Here is a 16,508-nt window from a genome sequence, read left to right as displayed (position 1 = left end):
CACCTCCACCAGCTGCCCAGGTACCCCCAGCAGCCTGCGATCAGCGAAGCCTTGCATTCTATACCGGAAATCTCGCTGCTCACAAGAGCTTGCGCAAAAATCCGGCCGAGCACGCCGCTCGCGTGCTGGCGTGCCGGATAACCTCCAGGCCTTGCTTCAACCTGTTCCCCATGGCCCTGCTCACCCTCATCGACGCTCATCTCGCCTATGGCCACGTGCCGCTTCTGGACGGCGCTGCCTTGGCCCTGTCTGCGGGGGAACGGGTGGGGCTCATCGGGCGGAACGGGACCGGCAAGACCTCGCTGCTGAAGATCATTGCCGGCCAGGAGAAGCTAGACGACGGCTCGCTGCAGTGGCAGCAGGGAGTGCGAACGGCGTATGTCGCGCAGGAGCCGGTGCTCGACGCATCCAGCACCGTCTTTGACGCCGTGAGCGCCGGCCTGGCACCGGTGCTCGACCTCATCGACCGTTACCAGCGTGAAGACGACCGACTGGACGAGCTGCAGCGCCGGATCGAGGCGCTGGATGGCTGGAACTGGCGCCAGCGCGTGGACGAGACGCTCGATCGCCTCGGGCTGGATTCCCAGGCCACGGTCGGGGCGCTGTCCGGTGGGTCGCGCAAGCGCGTCGCGCTCGCGCAGGCCCTCGTCGCCAAGCCCGATGTTCTCCTGCTGGACGAACCCACCAACCATCTGGACCTGGAATCGATCGAGTGGTTGGAGGACCTGCTGCTCGCCTTCAAGGGGAGCGTGCTGACCATCACGCACGACCGCGCCTTTCTTGATCGAGTGGCCACGCGCATCGTCGAGCTCGACCGGGGCAAGCTCAGGTCCTACCCCGGCAATTTCAGCCGCTACCAGATTCTCAAGGAGGAGCAACTCGCGCAGGAGGCCGTGGTGACCGCCAAGGCCGACAAGCTGCTGGTCGAGGAAGAAGCCTGGATCCGCAAGGGCGTGGAGGCGCGCCGCACACGCGCGCAGGGGCGCATCAGTCGCCTCGGCCGGCTGCGAGCGGCCCGGGCGGCACGCCGCTCGGCCGTGGGGCAGGTCCACATGGAGGTCGCGGCCGGACTGCCGAGCGGCAAGCTCGTTGCGGAGCTCACGGACGTGCGCAAGGCCTTCGGCTCGCGTCAGGTGATCGATGGCTTCTCGGCCACCCTGCTGCGCGGTGACAAGGTCGGGCTCATCGGGCCCAACGGCGCCGGGAAGACGACGCTGCTCAAGCTGATTCTTGGCGAGCTCGCGCCCGATTCCGGGCAGGTTCGGCTCGGGACCAAGCTGCAGGTTGCCTACTTCGACCAGATGCGCGAGGCGCTCGATCTGGACGCGACCCTGGAGGATTTCATCAGCCCGGGCAGCGAGTGGATCGAGATCGGCGCCAAGCGCAAGCACGTCAAGAGCTACCTGGGCGACTTCCTCTTTTCGCCGGCACGCGCAGGCTCGCCGATCCGCTCGCTCTCGGGCGGCGAGCGCAACCGCCTCCTCCTGGCCCGGCTGTTCGCACGGCCGGCCAACGTGCTGGTGCTTGACGAGCCGACCAACGACCTGGACATCGACACCCTCGAGATGCTGGAGGACCTGTTGCAGGCCCACGAAGGCACGGTGTTCCTGGTCAGCCACGATCGCAGCTTCCTGGACAATGTGGTGACCAGCACCATCGCCTACGAAGGCGAGGGCGTCTGGCGCGAATATGAAGGCGGCGTCGAGGACTGGCTGACGCAGTCCCGGCGCGCTCGAGCCGCCGCCCAGCCGAAGGCAGCCGCGGCAACCCGCGAGTCCCCACAGCCCCCACCGCCGCAGGAGCCGCGACCGGGCGCGAAGCGCAAGCTGAGCTACAAGGAGCAGCGCGAACTCGATGCGCTTCCCGGCTTGATCGAAGCCTTGGAAGATGAGCAGCGGTCGATCTCCGACGCCCTGACGGACGGCTCCCTCTACCGAACCGATGGGGCACGGGCTGCGCAGCTCGCGGCGCGCAGTGCAGAGATCGAGGAAGCCTTGATGGCCGCACTCGAGCGTTGGGATTCGCTGGGCACCCTGTAAGCGCATTTTTCCCGCACGGGGTCGCGGCTACGGCTGACCCTGGGCGCCACTGCCGAGCCGCGGTCGTGGCTACAGTGGCCGCAACATGCTTGCGCCGACTCCCGCCCCGCCAAACGCTCGTTGGTCCCGAGGCTGGCATCTGGCGCGCGTGCTCGCACTGCTGACGTGCGCCGCCATGGGCAGTGCCTGCGCCAGTCTTCCTTCCGACGTGGTGCGCACGCCGAGCCAGGCCTGGTCGGCACCCGGCCAAACGCCGCTGGGCCAGCTCACCTCCCAGCGCCGCAACGCCGCCGCTGCCCGCAGCGATTCCGGTTTCCACCTGCTGGACAGCGTCGATGCGGCTTTGACCAGTCGGCTCGCGCTCATCGAGTCCGCTCGGCACACCCTGGACCTGCAGTACTACGCCGTTCATGCGGACGCGAGCACGGAGCTGCTGCTCCAGCGCATCCGCCAAGCCGCGCAGCGGGGCGTGCGGGTGCGACTCCTGCTCGACGACTTCAACACGGCCGGCAAGGACGCCCAGGTTCTGCGACTGGGGCTGGAGCCGAACATCGCCATCCGCCTGTTCAATCCACTGCCGGGGCCGCGCAGTTCCTTCGTCGCACGCATCGTCGGATCGCTGCACGACATGGACCGCATCCAGAAGCGGATGCACAACAAGCTCTTCATCGCCGACAACGCCTGGGGCATCACGGGCGGCCGCAACCTGGGCGACGCCTACTTCGGCAGCGACGAGAAGAGCAACTTCGTGGACCTCGACGTGCTGGCCGCCGGCCGGATCGTGCGCGACATGTCCGCCAGCTTCGACCGCTACTGGAACGACGAGCTGGCCTACCCGATGGATTCGCTGCTCTCGCCGAAGGACCTCGAACGGCTCCGCGAGCAAGGCCTCGCGCGCAGCGCTCCCGACGCGCCCGCCGGCGCCGTCCTCCCCGGAGTGGATGCGTCGGAGATCGCGAGCGTGCGCAGGGCTCCCATGGACCTGGCTCGCGTGCCGCTGGTCTGGGCGCCCTCCGTGCTGCTTGTCGACAAGCCCGGCAAGCTGTCCGCCGACGAGGAAGCGGGCGCGCAGGAGACCGTGGTCGATGGCCTCCTCGGCCTGATGCGCGAGGCCCGGCAGGAAGTGCTGATCATCTCGCCCTACTTCGTTCCCGGGCGCCAGATGATGGACACCTTCGCCGAGCTGCGTGCCCGCGGCATCGCGGTCCGGGTCCTGACCAACTCGCTCGCTTCCAACGATGCGCCCGCCGCGCACGCGGGTTATGCCCGCTACCGACCCGACCTCATCGCGCTCGGCGTGCAGTTGCACGAGATGCGTGCCGACGTGTCCGCCGAAGGCGCGAGCGCGGGCAGCGGGTTCGGCATCGGCGGCTCCAAGGGCCTGAGTTCGCGGGCCAGCCTCCATTCCAAGGCCGTGCTGATCGACCGCCGCCTGAACGTGCTCGGATCCATGAACCTCGACCTGCGCTCCCAGCTCCAGAACAGTGAGGTCGCCCTGCTCATTCGCAGCACGCGGCTCGCGCAGCAAGGCGCTCGGCTCATCGAGTCCACCATCGCACGCGGCGCCTACCGTGTCACCGTGGAGGACGGCGTCCTGGTCTGGCGCGCGCCGCCGGGGGCCGCCTTCGGCGATGAACGGACCGAGCCGCTGGCCAGCTGGTCCTTGCGCCTGCTCGTTAAGCTGCTGGGGCCGCTCGCGCCCGAGGAAATGCTGTAGGGCGCGTGGCGTTTACAGTCGGCGCATGCCCGCCGTCCTGTGTCCATGAACGCCACCGAACTGACCGCGCTGCTGGTGTTCTGCAGCGCCATGAGCTTCTCGCCAGGCCCCAACACCACGCTCTCCACGGCCCTGGCCGCCAACCACGGGCTGCGGCGCGCACTGCGCTTCTGCCTGGCCGTGCCCACGGGCTGGACGCTGCTCATGCTCGCCTGCGGCCTGGGGCTGGGCGCCATCGTCACGGGGGTTCCGGCACTGCGCTGGACCGTCAAGCTGGCGGGCGTTGCCTACCTCGTCTGGCTGGCCTGGAAGCTCGCGCGCCAGGCCACCCTCGCGCCCCTCGAGGGGAGCCAGCTCGACGTGAGCTTCCCGCAAGGTGTGGGACTGCAGTTCATCAACATCAAGGCCTGGATGCTGGCGCTCACCCTGACCGCCGGGTGGGTGGTCAACGCCGGCGGCGCCCCGGCGGCGAATCCGGGCCAGCGGCTGGCGATCGTGTGCGCGCTCATGATCGCCTTCGCCTTCACCAGCAACTTCGTCTATGCGCTGGCCGGCTCGCTGCTGCGCGACTTCCTTGCGCAGGGGCGCCGGCTGCTCTGGTTCAACCGCATCCTCGCGCTGGTGCTGCTGCTCACGGCCGCCTGGATGCTGGCCGTGTGAACGCCGGCCGGACCAACGCCCGTGATGACACCCGCCCCATGACCACCAGCCGCCCCTTCCAGCAGATCGACGTCTTCACCGACAGGCCCTATCGCGGCAACCCGCTCGCCGTGGTCCTGGACGGCCGTGGCCTGAGCACCGAGGCCATGCAGGCCTTCACGGACTGGACGAACCTGTCCGAGGCCACTTTCCTGCTGCCTCCGGAAGATCCGCAGGCCGACTACAAGGTCCGCATCTTCTGCCCGGGCCGCGAGCTGCCCTTCGCCGGCCACCCCACGCTGGGAAGCTGCCATGCCTGGCTGCAGGCCGGTGGCACGCCGCGCGGCGAGTTCGTGGTGCAGGAGTGCGGCGCCGGGCTGGTGCGGCTGCGGCGCGACGGCGCGCGGCTCGCGTTCGGCGCCCCGCCCCTGCTGCGCAGCGGCCCGCTGCCGGAGGAGGAGGCCGAGGTGCTCGCCCGCGGCCTGGGCCTGGCCCGTGACGAGGTCGTGGCGCATGCCTGGTGCGACAACGGCCCGGGATGGCGAGCCCTGCTGCTGCGCTCGGCCGCACGGGTGCTCGACCTGCGCCCCGACCCTGTGGTGCTGGGCGAACGATTCGTCGGCGTCGCCGGGGCGCATGCCGCCGGCAGCGAATGCGCCTTCGAGGTCCGGGCCTTCTTTCCCGGGCCGGGCGGATTCGCCGAAGACCCGGTGACCGGAAGCCTGAACGCGGCACTGGCCCAGTGGCTCATCGGCGACGGCCTCGCGCCCGCGCGCTACATCGCCAGCCAGGGCACGGCCCTCGGACGGGCCGGGCGCGTGCACGTCGAACGCGACGCCGCCGGCACCACCTGGATCGGCGGCGACTGCGTCGGCTGCATCGAGGGCACGGTGAGGCTCTGAGATGGGCACGCTCTACCTCGTTCGCCACGGGCAGGCCTCCTTCGGCGCCGACGACTACGACCAGCTCAGCGAGCTCGGCCATCGCCAGAGCGTGCGGCTGGGCGAGTACTTTGCCGAACGCGGCCTGCGTTTCGATGGCCTGATCGCCGGGACGCTGCGCCGCCACAAGCAGACGCTGGCCGGCATCCTGGAAGGCATGCGCCACGCCGGCGACCACCTGTCCTGGGACGGCCTGAACGAATACGACAGCCAGGCCGTGATCGCCGCCATCCACCCGGACCCGCTGGAGCGGCCGGACACGCCCGAGAAATACCGCCATCACTTCCGCCTGCTGCGCGACGGGCTCGCGCGCTGGATGGCGGGCGACGCCCATCCGCAGGGCATGCCCACGTACACGGATTTCGTCGCGGGCGTGGCCGGCGCGCTGGACCACGTGCGCGCGCAGCACTACGGCCAGAACGTTCTGATCGTCAGCAGCGGCGGCCCGATCGCCACTGCCGTGGGTCACGTGCTGCACACGCCCCCCGAGACCACCATCGAGTTGAACCTGCGCATCCGCAATACCTCGATCACCGAGTTCGCGTTCACGCCGAAGCGGCACATGCTGGTGAGCTACAACAGCGTTGCGCACCTGGACGCGGCCGCCTACCGGGACTGGGTCACCTACACCTGACCACGACGCCATCCCGCACCCGCCCCATGAACGACACGCCTTCCCTCCCGCCCGCGCCGGCCGACGATGCCTGGCAGGTGATCTGCCTGTGCGCCGACTGGTGCGGCACCTGCCGCGAATGGCGCGCCCCCCTGGAGGCGCTCGCACGTGCTCACCCGCAGGTGCGCTTCGCCTGGGTGGACATCGAGGACCAGGCCGACGCGGTGGCCGACTACGACGTCGAGACGTTTCCGACTCTGCTCATCGCCAAGGGAGCCACGCCCCGCTTCCTCGGCCCCGTACTGCCGCACGCGGGGAACATCGAGCGCCTGCTGGCCAGCCTGCGCGAGAACGGAGCCGCGACCGCAGTGTCCGAGGAGGCACGTGCCCTGCTGCAACGCCTCCAGTCCGCCCAGCTCGAGCCCATCTGATCAGGCCGAAAAATGCAGGGCGCGTCCTCTCGGAGCGCGGGGTTCCGTCCTACGAAGCTCTAGTAGCCATCCTGACGAGCGCGCAGCCTGTGCAATCGCTCAATGGCACCCGTGGCCGGTATCCGATGCGGCGCCGGTCATGGAGAAACCAACCCACGTCATCCAAGGAGTACCACATGGCATCCAGCAACCAAGGCGGCAAGACCGGCAGCTCCAACCGAGGCTTTGCCTCCATGGATCCGCAGCGTCAACGCGAGATCGCCAGCCAGGGGGGCCGCGCGGCCCACGAGAAGGGCACGGCCCACGAGTTCAGTTCCGAGGAAGCGCGCGAAGCCGGCCGCAAGGGCGGCCAGGCGCGCAGCCAGAACCGGGCCAACGGGAGTGCCAACAAGAGCTCGTCCTCGACGCGCTGAAGAAGTCGCGGGGTGTTCAGTCACCCCGCTCTTCGTGTGCTCGCTCAGGCCTGCGCGCGAAGCGGAATCACGCGGGATGCGGGCGGCTGGACCCGCACCCGCAATTGACCGCAAGCGGCCTCGACGTCCTGCCCGGCCGACTGCCGCAACTTGGTCAGAATGCCCCGCCGGTGCAGCGTGCGCGCCATGTGCGCCGCGCGCTCCCCACCCGGACGGCGGAATGCAAGTCCTTCCACGCTGTTGAAGGGGATGAGGTTCAGCACGGCGTACTTGCCTGCCAGCAACTGCGCCAGGGCCTCCACTTCATCGTCCCCGTCGTTCACGCCTTCGATCAGGGTCCACTGGTACTGGATCGGATATCCCGTCGCACGCGCGTAGTCCTCGCCCAGGCGCACCAGTTCGTCCGGCGCCAGCCGCGGTGCACGCGGCAGCAGTTCTTCCCGCAGCGCAGCCTGCGTCGTGTGCAGCGACAGCGCCAGTGCCGGCTTCACCGGCCCGCGGGGCAGCCGTTCGAAAACGCGCGGGTCGCCCACCGTGGAGAACACCAGGCTCTTGTGGCCGATGCCGCCTGCCGTGCCCAGGAGCTCGATGGCCTCCATCACGTTGTCGAGGTTGTGCGCCGGCTCGCCCATGCCCATGAACACCACCTTGCGCACACGCCGCCGCGCCCGGGCCAGCACCACCTGAGCGACGATCTCGGCGCTTTCGAGCTGCCGCTGCAGCCCGCCACGGCCGGTCATGCAGAACACGCAGCCCACGGCGCAGCCGACCTGCGTGGACACGCACAGCCCCTCGCGGGGAAGCAGCACGCTTTCGACCGAGGCGCCGTCGGCCAGCGACACCAGCAGGCGCTCGGAGCCATCGGTGCCGGCATGGACCGAGTGCAGGCGGGCAAGCGCATCGAGCTCGCGTTCGATGGCGGGCAGTGCTTCGCGCAATGCGCGGGGCAGGAAGTCCTGGATGCGGCGCCGTCCCGCGTCCTGCGGCAGGCCCTGCGACCACAGGCGCAGCACGCGCTCCTCGTGCCGGGGGAGTGCCCCCAGCCCGCGCAGGCGCTGCCGCAATGAATCGATTCGCATGCGGCGAGCTTAATGGCTCGCGTTCCGCTAGGGCTTGGCCGCGCCGGCGCTGGCGGACCGCTCCCCGGAGCGGTCCGGCTCCGCGGGCTCGGAAATGTCGCCCAGCGACATGCCGATTTCGGCTTCGTCGTCGCCGCCCTTGGCCGCGATATCGCCCAGCGAGACGATGCCCACCAGCATGTCGTTCGCGTCCACGACGGGCATGCGGCGGATCTGGGCGCTGGACATCTCGGCGAGCACGTCGTCCACGTCGTCGTTCTCGCGCACCGTTCGCACATGGCCGCTCATCACGTCGGACAGCTTGCAGTCCTGCAGGCTCACGCCCCTGGAGACGCCGCGCACGACGATGTCGCGGTCGGTCACCATGCCCACGAGGCGGTCCCCCTTGCACACCGGGATGACGCCCACGTTGAGTTCGTCCATGGCCTGCGCGGCCTGCACCACGCTGTCCTCGGGCTTGAGGCTGCGGACACCCCGGGTCATCACGTCGGCAACAGTTGCCATCATTGCCCTCCTGTCGGGATCGAAGGCCGGCACACGCCGGTACGGCCCCAATCTAGAGCGCGGCGCGCAGTCCGCCATCGGCGGCCGCGCACCCTACCGTAGGACGGCAGCGTCTTCGGCGCCTACACCGGCAGATCGGGCCGGTCCACCAGCGTGGAGAGCGGAAGCTGGGCGATTTCCTGCAGCGCCTGCGCGAGCTGGAACCCCGCGGCCTCGATGACGGCCAGGCCTTTCTCCGGCGTGGCTGCGGCGGCATTGCCCGCGGCGCCCATGGCGTTGTAGTCCTGCATCTGCCAGCCGAGCTTGGCGCTGCTGCCGTTGCCCAGGATGGCGAAGCGCTCCGCGCGGTCCTGCGAGCTGGAGCGGAAATCGCGCGCCTGCGCCATGTCCACCAGCGCGGGCCGCAAGGACAGCATCATGGAGGTCTCGATGTCGCCCGCGTGGATGCCGAAGCGGTGTTCGCGCGCATCGAACAGGCCCTGCACCGCATCGCCGAGGGGCAGGCCGAACCAGTTGATGGACCAGACCATCATGTCGCAGCGCGTGCGCAGCTCGCGCGCCACCACGTCCATCAGCCCCACGTGCCCGCCGTGCGCATTGAACAGCACGAGCTTGCGAACGCCCGCGCGCGCCACCGATTCGCCGATCTCGGTCCACAGCCGCATCGTGGTCTCGGCCGATAGCGTGAGCGTGCCGGGAAAGCGCTGGTGCTCGTTGCTCTTGCCGACGGATTGCGTGGGGAGGAACAGGGCGGCCAGCGTCTCGGGCAGGTGCGGCAGGCAGGCGGCGATCACGCCGTCGGCCAGCGTGGTGTCCACGCACAGCGGCAGGTGCGGCCCGTGCTGCTCGGTCGCGCCCAGCGGCAGCACCGCCACCAGGTCGGCGGCGGCTGCGGATGCCTGCAGGCGGGCGAAGTCCAGCGTGGTCAGGTCGGCCCAGAAGCGAGAGGGATGGCGCATGGCTGCGATCTTAGGCGCCCCGGCACCGCGGCCCCCACCCGCGCCGGCCCCGCCCGCATCGCGACCGTGCGTGCGGTCCCCACCTACAGGCGCATCAGCCCGCCGAACGGCAGACTCGGTGAATGCGCCGACAGACCGTGCTCGCACTTTGCCTTTCCGCTGCGGTCGCCGCCTGCGGTGACATGGCCCGCCTGCCGCCGCGCGCCACAGTCGGTCCCACGCCGGTGCTGCCGCCGCCGCCCGAGCCCGGCCTGCTTCCCACCGTCAAGATCGCGCCAGCCCGCGGCTGGTCGACCGGCATGCAGCCGCAGGCCCCGGCGGGCTGGCGCGTGACCGCCTTCGCACGCGGGTTGGACCACCCGCGCTGGCTGCATGTGCTGCCCAACGGGGACGTGCTGGTCGCCGAAAGCAACAAACCCGCACCGCCGGACGAGTCGCAATCCAGGGGCTTGCGGGCTTGGGCGATGCGCCTGGTCATGAAGTGGGCCGGCGCCGGCGTGCCGAGCGCGGACCGCATCACCCTGCTGCGCGATGCGGATGGCGATGGCGTGGCCGAGACCCGCGCGGTGTTCCTGTCCGGCCTGCGCTCGCCCTTCGGCATGGCGCTGGTGGGCGAGCAGCTCTACATCGCCAATGCCGACGCCATCGTGCGGGTGCCCTACCGTGCGGGCGAGCTGCGCGCGGCGACAAGGCCCGAGCACGTCACTGACCTTCCGGCCGGCAGAAACCACCACTGGACCAAGAACATCCTCGCCAGCCGGGACGGCCGGCGCCTGTACGCGACCGTCGGCTCGAACAGCAACATCGCCGAGCACGGCATGGAGGAGGAACAGGGCCGCGCGGCCATCTGGGAAGTGGCGCTGCCCGGTGGCGGCAAGCGCCTGTTCGCCGAGGGACTGCGTAATCCCAATGGACTGGGCTGGGAGCCCGAGACCGGCATGCTCTGGACCGTGGTGAACGAACGCGACGAGCTGGGCAGCGACCTGGTGCCGGACTACCTCACGAGCGTGCGCGAAGGTGCGTTCTACGGCTGGCCGTGGAGCTACTGGGGCCAGCACGTGGACACGCGCGTGCAGCCTACCCGGCCGGAGCGCGTGGCACAGGCCCGCGTGCCCGACTATGCGCTCGGCAACCACGTGGCGCCCCTCGGCCTGGCCTTCAGCGACGGGCGCCTGCCGGCACCCTTCGCGCGCGGCGCCTTCATCGGGAACCACGGCTCCTGGAACCGCCGGCCGCTATCCGGCTACGAGGTGGTGTTCGTGCCCTTCGAGAACGGGAGGCCCAGCGGCCCGCCGCGAAGCTTCCTGGCCGGCTTCCTCAGTACGGACGAGAAGGCCTACGGCCGCCCGGTGGGCGTCGCCGTGGACCCGCGCGGCGCGGTGCTGGTGGCCGACGACGTGGGCAACACCGTCTGGCGCGTGGCGCCCGCGCGCTGAGGCTCAGGCCTTGCCGAGCAGGTGCCGCGCCGCCGTGGCGACGGCCTGCGCATCGACCCCGAAGAACCTGCGCAGCGCCGCGCGCGTGTCGCTGCGCCCGAAGCCGTCCGTGCCCAGCGTGAGCAGGCGCCGGCCCGCGGGCACGAAGGCGCGAATCGACTCGGGAACCGCGCGGACGTAGTCGCTGGCCGCGACGATGGGCGCATCGCTCCCCGACAGCAGCTGCCACACATAGGGCGGCTCCACCACGTCGCCCTGCAGCGCGCGTTGCTCGGCCTCCACCCCCGCGCGGGACAGCTCGCTCCAGCTGGTCACGCTGACCACCTCGCAGGACGTCCCCTCCGCCGCGAGCTGCCGCGCCGCGGCGATCACTTCGGTGAGGATGGCACCCGACCCCAGCAGCGTCACTTGCGCAGGGCCTTCGCCGTAGACGCCGAAGCGGTAGCCCCCCTGCACGATGCCCGCGCGCGCCGCCTCGTCCACGTCCGGCTGCGCGTAGTTCTCGTTCATCAGCGTGAGGTAGTAGAAGACGTCGCGCTGCTCCACCAGCATCTCGCGCATGCCGTGGTCCAGGATCACCGCCATCTCGCCGGCGAAGGCCGGGTCCCAGGCGCGGCAGTTGGGGATGGTGGCGGCCACCAGGTGGCTGCTGCCGTCCTGGTGCTGCAGGCCTTCGCCGCCCAGGGTCGTGCGGCCCGAGGTGGCCCCCAGCAGGAAGCCCCGCGCGCGCTGGTCCGCCGCGGCCCAGATCGCATCGCCCACGCGCTGGAAGCCGAACATGGAGTAGTAGATGTAGAAGGGCAGCATGGGCACGCCGTGCACGCTGTAGGCGGTGGCCGCCGCCGTCCAGCTTGCAATGGCGCCGGCTTCGCTGATGCCCTCTTCCAGGATCTGTCCGTCCAGCGCCTCGCGGTAGGACAGCACCGAGCCGATGTCCTCCGGCTCGTAGTGCTGGCCCGCGCTGGAATAGATGCCCACCTGCTTGAACAGGTTGGCCATGCCGAAGGTGCGCGCCTCGTCGGCCACGATGGGGACGATGCGGGGACCCAGCTCGCGGTCCTTGAGCAGGTTGCCCAAGAGGCGCACGAAGGCCATGGTGGTGGACATCTCCTTGCCGCCGGCCTGCACCGCGAACTGCGCGTAGTTGGCGATCGGCGGCACGGGCAGTTGCGGCGCCTGCGATTCACGCCGCGGCATGTAGCCACCCAGGGCCTGCCGGCGCTCGTGCAGGTAGCGCATCTCGGCGCTGTCCTCGGCGGGCTTGAGGAATTCGAGCTGCGTGGCCTGCGCGTCGCTCAGCGGCAGGTTGAAGCGGTTGCGGAATTCGATGAGGGCGGCGTCGTCCAGCTTCTTCTGGCTGTGCGTGGTCATGCGGCCCTGGCCGGCCGCGCCCATGCCATAGCCCTTCTTGGTGTGCGCCAGGATCACGGTGGGCTGGCCGCGGTGCGCCGCCGCCGCGGCATAGGCGGCGTGGATCTTCACCAGGTCGTGCCCGCCGCGCTTCAGGCGGTCGATCTGCTCGTCGCTCATGCCCTGCGCCAGCCGCGCGAGTTCAGGGTCCTGGCCGAAGAAGGTGTCGCGGTTGAAGCGGCCGTCCTTGGCGGCGAAGGTCTGCATCTGTCCGTCCACCGTGTGGGCGAAGGCGCGCACCAGGGCGCCCGTGGTGTCACGGGCGAAGAGGCCGTCCCAGTCGCTGCCCCAGAGCAGCTTGATCACGTTCCAGCCCGCGCCGCGGAACAGTTTCTCCAGTTCGTCCACGATGCGTCCGTTGCCGCGCACCGGGCCATCGAGGCGCTGCAGGTTGCAGTTGACCACCCACACCAGGTTGTCCAGCTTCTCGCGCGAAGCCAGCGTGAGCGCGCTCATGCTCTCGGGCTCGTCCATCTCGCCGTCGCCGAACACGCCCCAGACCTTGCGGCCCGCGCAGTCGAGCAGCTGGCGGTGCGTGAGGTAGCGCATGAAGCGCGCGTGGTAGATCGAGCTGATCGGACCCAGGCCCATGGAGCCGGTGGGGAACTGCCAGAAATCCGGCATCAGCCAGGGATGCGGATAGCTGGACAGACCCCGCGCGCCGTGCTCGGGTGCGGTGATCTCCTGCCGGTAATGCGCGAGGTCCTGCTCCGTGAGGCGTCCTTCGAGGAAGGCGCGTGCATAGACCCCCGGCGCGCTGTGCGGCTGAAAGAACACCAGGTCGCCACCCTGCTCTGCGCTCCGGGCACGGAAGAAATGGTTGAAGCCCACCTCGAACAGATCGGCCGCGCTCGCGTAGCTGGCGATGTGGCCGCCCAGTTCGCCATAGGCGCTGTTGGCGCGCACCACCATGGCCAGCGCGTTCCAGCGCATGAGGGACGCCAGGCGCTCCTCGATGGCGAGGTCACCCGGGAAGAGGGGTTGCCGCTCCACGGGGATGGTGTTGACGTAGGGCGTGACCAGCTCGGGTGACCAGCCGACGCGCGGGTCGCGCGCCAGCGCCGCGAGCTCGTCGAGCAGGAAGCGGGCGCGCTCGGGCCCTTCGCTCTCCAGCACGGCGCGCAGGGCGTCGCGCCACTCGGCGGTCTCGGCGGGGTCGGTGTCGCCCTGGGCGTGGAGGAAGCGGGTGAAGCTGTGGTCGGTCATGGCGTGGCGGGCGGTGCGGGCGAACACTGTAGGGCGCCGGACGCATCATTGGGTGCCGAAGATGCCAGTCACTCACGGTTCAGCAGCACAATCTGCCGTCGTCAACCGCAAAATCAGCACGAATGAAGCTGGACGCCATTGACCGCCACATCCTGCGCGAGCTGCAGAAGGACAGCGCCATCACCAACGTGGAGCTGGCCCGCCGCGTGCACCTGTCGCCTTCGCCCTGCCTCACCCGCGTGAAGGCGCTGGAGGCAGCGGGCGTGATCACCCGCTACGTGGCCCTGGCCGACGCCAAGCAGCTGGGCCTGGGGCTGAACGTCTTCATCTCCGTGAGCCTGAAGGAGCAGTCGCGCGACGCACTCGCCGAGTTCGAGCGGCGCGTGGGCGACTACGAGGAGGTGATGGAGTGCTACCTCATGACCGGCGACAGCGACTACCTGATCCGCGTCGCCGTCGCCGACATGGCGGCGCTGGAGCGCTTCATCCTGAACCAGCTCACGCCGATCCCGGGGGTGGAGAAGATCCGCTCCAGCTTCGCGCTCAAGCAGGTGAGGTACAAGACGGCGCTGCCGGTGCTGGGGTCATGAGCGTTCGGGAGGCGCTGGGATGCCCAGAAGTGTGTACAGCTCCGTGCGCAAGCGGCTGCAAGGGTCCGCGTAAGTGGCCGACTCAGCGGCGCCTGTGATGCGACCAGCCAACATCGCCTGCCTGAAAACTTCCTGCACGACGCCCGAAGCTTGCATGAAGGCCAGGTGCCGCTGCGCCTGCCGGGCCTCCAGCGCCTTCGTGTCCTGTAGCAGGTTCCATCGCTTTCGCTGTGGCTGCACCTGTGGTGCCACCGCGTCCGACAGGGCACCACCAAGCCCGCGCAGGAACACCAGGTTGTAGACGCCCCAGTACTGCGTGTCCGGTTCGCTGCGCTCTCCAAGTGCGCGAAAGAGCTCGCCCGCCATCACCCGAGCATCAGCGCCCAGCATCTGCGCCAGTCGAGAGCGACCGCTGCCGTCCACCTGGAGCAAGGCGGTGACCACGGCTGCTGGGGAAGGCACCGTAGGCGCGGCGCGGTGACCGTCGGCCTGAATCGGACACACGACATCGAGCATGAAGGGGGCCAGCCCGGCAGCTTCCTGTTTGACCAACTGCGCAACGGCGGGGATGGAAACGGCTCGGAAGATCGCGCCCTTCTGACCGGCCACGGTCGCGCCGTGCTGTCCGATCCAGGCCTGAAGAGCGTCGAGCGCGTCACGCAGCGGCGGGCTCGCCTCGGTAGAAGCCGCTGACAGGGACGAGGACTGCGGGCCCGCCGTGGATGACGCGGACGGCTCGGCCGAACTGGCGTATTGCGTAGGCGTGCTGTGTTTCGTGTCCCTCCACTCCACCTGGTCCCCATCTTCCCCGGGCGAAATCGATTTGCGCCGAAAAGTTTCAGGCTCCAGGCTTCCGACGTCGGCCTCTGCGGTGGGCACCTTAGGAGGTGGCGGGAACAAGGTCAGCAGCTCCGCGCGCAGCCCGGTAACGGCCGGCGCCGGGGGCTCCTTGCAGGCGGCCTCCAGCAACATCTCGAAAGCGCGGCCCGTCCACATGCTGGCGCTTTTCTCCATCGCCGATTGGGTGAGCCGATCCTTCATGCCCCCCTCGCGCGTGAGCAGCGCCACGACGGCTTCAAGACCGCCCTTCCCGTTCGCCGCAAGCAGGGTCGGGCGCAGCTCGGGACCGAGCAGCCGCGCCAGTCCCGAGTGGCCGGCATCATCCCGTGCCGCAAGCCATGCGTTCACGGCGGCCTTGACCTGCTCCAGGGTCGGCGGCGGGCGGTTGGGCTCCACTGTTGGCATCCCGCTGACAAGCGAGTCCAGCGGTGCGCTGCGGCTGAAGTCAGCCAGCTCCACACTGGCCACGCTCCTACGCGGATCCACTGCCGGCCGAGCCGGCGCCGCCGTGCGCTCAGACATCATTCGTCTGACGTGCTCTATGCCGTTGCTGGCCCAGGCCGAGAACGCGGCAGCAGCGTTGCGCAGTGCGGCGCCGATCTCGGCGACGACGCGCCCGACGCTCTGCATCCTTGACGCGGTGACGCCCCCCGTGGGATTCATGTGCGAAATGTCTGGCATATGCCTCTCCTTGAATCGATATCACGCCGCCTCGGACCGAAACTGGTCCAGCCGGCTTCTCCATTCACGGCAGGCCGTGACCAGCCGTGCCAATTCATCGGCCAGCGCCTGAGGACCCAAGTCGTCTGCCAGCGACCGGCACAGCACCACGGCGGCGCCGCGGCGCGCAAACCACGCGTCCCCCGTGGCGCGCAGGTCCAGGTTGGCCCGCAGCAGCCAGTTCACGCAGCGGCCGCGGTCGCGCGGGGACAGCAGGTCCACCTCGGTGGCCAGGCACAGCGCCTGGGCCTCGGGCTCGTGGCGCATGTCCACCTGCACGTCACCCCCGAAGCGCAGGGCGCAGCTGTTGGATGTGTCCAGCGGCAGGCCCGCCAGGCCCAGGGCCCGGCCCAGCTCGTTCAGAACGGTTTGGGTGCTCATGGGGATCGTCCTAGTGCGTGAAGCGGGGCATCGTTCGCGTCTCCAGGCACTGGCGCCAGCACTCCGCGAGGTTGGCGAAGCGCTCCAGGCTGGCGAGGAAGCGGGGGAAGGCGAGCTGTCCGGGATGGAAGCGCTGGGAGAGCCAAGCCTGCCCCTGCGCGTCCAGGCCGACGGCGCTGCCACCCACGCCATCGGGAAACAGGTTGCCGGCCAGAAGGCTCTCCTGGGTGTCGAGGTCGCCGATGTCCACCTGGCCCAGGGGGCACATGAGGGTGACGGCATCGTCGGCGTCGGGGTAGAAGGACAGCGTCATGCCGTCCAGGCTCAGGGCGCAGGCGCCCTGCGGGTCGGGCGCCGGAGGCGGCAGCCGCAGCTCGACCCCCAAGCGGTTCATCAACTCCTGGAAGTGCATCGCACGGTCCTTTCGAGGGAGCGAAAAAGAGGGATGCCGGCCGATTGATGAAGCCCAAAGCAATCCAGCCCAGCCGTTTCAATGTAGCTCATCAATACTTTTAGGCTCAAGCCTCTTTTCCACGCAGGCGGGCCTTCTCGGGAAAACCCCGACAATTGCCGCCTCCCGGCCGCCCGCG

16 protein-coding genes are annotated in these 16,508 nt (G+C 69.6%); 9 read left to right on the top strand and 7 right to left on the bottom strand.

What is annotated here, in order from left to right:
• The first annotated feature begins 170 nt into the window (after positions 1 to 170).
• From EZ242_RS21820 to EZ242_RS21790, 7 genes are all read left to right on the top strand, one after another.
• The gene (locus EZ242_RS21820) at positions 171 to 2,039 is read left to right on the top strand and encodes an ABC-F family ATP-binding cassette domain-containing protein (RefSeq protein ID WP_135287322.1); all 1,869 of its coding nucleotides are present in this window, start codon (positions 171 to 173) and stop codon (positions 2,037 to 2,039) included.
• 85 nt (positions 2,040 to 2,124) lie between these two features.
• Complete coding sequence (locus tag EZ242_RS21815; RefSeq protein ID WP_135287314.1) at positions 2,125 to 3,756, top strand: phospholipase D family protein; 1,632 nt, start codon at positions 2,125 to 2,127, stop codon at positions 3,754 to 3,756.
• A 45-nt stretch (positions 3,757 to 3,801) separates the two neighbouring features.
• Positions 3,802 to 4,416: a LysE family translocator gene (locus tag EZ242_RS21810; protein ID WP_135287313.1), complete on the top strand. Its 615-nt coding sequence runs from the start codon at positions 3,802 to 3,804 to the stop codon at positions 4,414 to 4,416.
• Positions 4,417 to 4,454: 38 nt separating this feature from the next.
• Entirely contained in the window at positions 4,455 to 5,297 is an 843-nt protein-coding gene (locus EZ242_RS21805; protein WP_135287312.1) for a PhzF family phenazine biosynthesis protein, read from the top strand.
• A 1-nt stretch (position 5,298) separates the two neighbouring features.
• The gene (locus EZ242_RS21800) at positions 5,299 to 5,970 is read left to right on the top strand and encodes a histidine phosphatase family protein (RefSeq protein ID WP_135287311.1); all 672 of its coding nucleotides are present in this window, start codon (positions 5,299 to 5,301) and stop codon (positions 5,968 to 5,970) included.
• A 26-nt stretch (positions 5,971 to 5,996) separates the two neighbouring features.
• A complete protein-coding gene (locus EZ242_RS21795) occupies positions 5,997 to 6,380 on the top strand; it encodes a thioredoxin family protein (RefSeq protein WP_135287310.1) in 384 nt (127 codons plus the stop codon).
• Positions 6,381 to 6,556: 176 nt separating this feature from the next.
• The gene (locus EZ242_RS21790) at positions 6,557 to 6,793 is read left to right on the top strand and encodes a KGG domain-containing protein (protein ID WP_135287309.1); all 237 of its coding nucleotides are present in this window, start codon (positions 6,557 to 6,559) and stop codon (positions 6,791 to 6,793) included.
• A gap of 44 nt (positions 6,794 to 6,837) precedes the next feature.
• Here EZ242_RS21790 and EZ242_RS21785 read toward each other — a convergent pair whose 3' ends face one another.
• From EZ242_RS21785 to EZ242_RS21775, 3 genes are all read right to left on the bottom strand, one after another.
• Positions 6,838 to 7,872 (bottom strand): RNA methyltransferase, encoded by a 1,035-nt coding sequence (locus EZ242_RS21785; protein WP_135287308.1) that lies wholly within the window; start codon positions 7,870 to 7,872, stop codon positions 6,838 to 6,840.
• A 27-nt stretch (positions 7,873 to 7,899) separates the two neighbouring features.
• Positions 7,900 to 8,376, bottom strand: coding sequence for a CBS domain-containing protein (locus EZ242_RS21780; protein WP_135287321.1), 477 nt, complete (start codon positions 8,374 to 8,376; stop codon positions 7,900 to 7,902).
• Positions 8,377 to 8,498: 122 nt separating this feature from the next.
• The gene (locus EZ242_RS21775) at positions 8,499 to 9,335 is read right to left on the bottom strand and encodes a creatininase family protein (protein WP_135287307.1); all 837 of its coding nucleotides are present in this window, start codon (positions 9,333 to 9,335) and stop codon (positions 8,499 to 8,501) included.
• A gap of 122 nt (positions 9,336 to 9,457) precedes the next feature.
• Here EZ242_RS21775 and EZ242_RS21770 point away from each other — a divergent pair, with 122 nt between their 5' ends.
• Positions 9,458 to 10,771 (top strand): PQQ-dependent sugar dehydrogenase, encoded by a 1,314-nt coding sequence (locus EZ242_RS21770; RefSeq protein ID WP_135287306.1) that lies wholly within the window; start codon positions 9,458 to 9,460, stop codon positions 10,769 to 10,771.
• A gap of 3 nt (positions 10,772 to 10,774) precedes the next feature.
• On the opposite strand, the gene mdeB is transcribed toward EZ242_RS21770, so the two are convergent.
• Positions 10,775 to 13,387 (bottom strand): alpha-ketoglutarate dehydrogenase, encoded by a 2,613-nt coding sequence (mdeB, locus tag EZ242_RS21765; protein ID WP_135287320.1) that lies wholly within the window; start codon positions 13,385 to 13,387, stop codon positions 10,775 to 10,777.
• Between the two features lie 122 nt (positions 13,388 to 13,509).
• Between mdeB and EZ242_RS21760 the strand changes: the two genes are divergently transcribed.
• A complete protein-coding gene (locus EZ242_RS21760) occupies positions 13,510 to 13,977 on the top strand; it encodes an Lrp/AsnC family transcriptional regulator (protein WP_135287305.1) in 468 nt (155 codons plus the stop codon).
• Here the strand turns inward: EZ242_RS21760 and EZ242_RS21755 are convergent.
• From EZ242_RS21755 to EZ242_RS21745, 3 genes are read right to left on the bottom strand one after another with little or no spacing between them, the layout of a single operon-like run.
• Positions 13,972 to 15,498 carry a hypothetical protein gene (locus EZ242_RS21755; protein ID WP_135287304.1) on the bottom strand — a complete coding sequence of 509 codons (1,527 nt, stop codon included), beginning with the start codon at positions 15,496 to 15,498 and terminating at the stop codon, positions 13,972 to 13,974. The two genes, EZ242_RS21760 and EZ242_RS21755, sit on opposite strands and share 6 nt — an antisense overlap.
• A 21-nt stretch (positions 15,499 to 15,519) precedes the next feature.
• Positions 15,520 to 15,918, bottom strand: a complete 399-nt coding sequence (locus EZ242_RS21750) for a type III secretion system chaperone (RefSeq protein WP_135287303.1) — start codon at positions 15,916 to 15,918, stop codon at positions 15,520 to 15,522.
• Between the two features lie 10 nt (positions 15,919 to 15,928).
• Complete coding sequence (locus EZ242_RS21745) at positions 15,929 to 16,330, bottom strand: type III secretion system chaperone (protein ID WP_135287302.1); 402 nt, start codon at positions 16,328 to 16,330, stop codon at positions 15,929 to 15,931.
• Positions 16,331 to 16,508: the final 178 nt, after the last annotated feature.

The sequence above is a fragment of the Ramlibacter rhizophilus genome (assembly GCF_004681965.1).
In the GTDB taxonomy this organism is placed as follows: domain Bacteria; phylum Pseudomonadota; class Gammaproteobacteria; order Burkholderiales; family Burkholderiaceae_C; genus Ramlibacter; species Ramlibacter rhizophilus.
This window is presented reverse-complemented; position numbering and strand designations above follow the sequence as displayed.

Coding starts and splice junctions, on each gene's coding strand:
- EZ242_RS21820 (WP_135287322.1), top strand. CDS start 171: ATGGCCCTGCTCACCCTCATCGACGCTCATCTCGCCTATGGCCACGTG.
- EZ242_RS21815 (WP_135287314.1), top strand. CDS start 2,125: ATGCTTGCGCCGACTCCCGCCCCGCCAAACGCTCGTTGGTCCCGAGGC.
- EZ242_RS21810 (WP_135287313.1), top strand. CDS start 3,802: ATGAACGCCACCGAACTGACCGCGCTGCTGGTGTTCTGCAGCGCCATG.
- EZ242_RS21805 (WP_135287312.1), top strand. CDS start 4,455: ATGACCACCAGCCGCCCCTTCCAGCAGATCGACGTCTTCACCGACAGG.
- EZ242_RS21800 (WP_135287311.1), top strand. CDS start 5,299: ATGGGCACGCTCTACCTCGTTCGCCACGGGCAGGCCTCCTTCGGCGCC.
- EZ242_RS21795 (WP_135287310.1), top strand. CDS start 5,997: ATGAACGACACGCCTTCCCTCCCGCCCGCGCCGGCCGACGATGCCTGG.
- EZ242_RS21790 (WP_135287309.1), top strand. CDS start 6,557: ATGGCATCCAGCAACCAAGGCGGCAAGACCGGCAGCTCCAACCGAGGC.
- EZ242_RS21785 (WP_135287308.1), bottom strand. CDS start 7,872: ATGCGAATCGATTCATTGCGGCAGCGCCTGCGCGGGCTGGGGGCACTC.
- EZ242_RS21780 (WP_135287321.1), bottom strand. CDS start 8,376: ATGGCAACTGTTGCCGACGTGATGACCCGGGGTGTCCGCAGCCTCAAG.
- EZ242_RS21775 (WP_135287307.1), bottom strand. CDS start 9,335: ATGCGCCATCCCTCTCGCTTCTGGGCCGACCTGACCACGCTGGACTTC.
- EZ242_RS21770 (WP_135287306.1), top strand. CDS start 9,458: ATGCGCCGACAGACCGTGCTCGCACTTTGCCTTTCCGCTGCGGTCGCC.
- mdeB (WP_135287320.1), bottom strand. CDS start 13,387: ATGACCGACCACAGCTTCACCCGCTTCCTCCACGCCCAGGGCGACACC.
- EZ242_RS21760 (WP_135287305.1), top strand. CDS start 13,510: ATGAAGCTGGACGCCATTGACCGCCACATCCTGCGCGAGCTGCAGAAG.
- EZ242_RS21755 (WP_135287304.1), bottom strand. CDS start 15,498: ATGCCAGACATTTCGCACATGAATCCCACGGGGGGCGTCACCGCGTCA.
- EZ242_RS21750 (WP_135287303.1), bottom strand. CDS start 15,918: ATGAGCACCCAAACCGTTCTGAACGAGCTGGGCCGGGCCCTGGGCCTG.
- EZ242_RS21745 (WP_135287302.1), bottom strand. CDS start 16,330: ATGCACTTCCAGGAGTTGATGAACCGCTTGGGGGTCGAGCTGCGGCTG.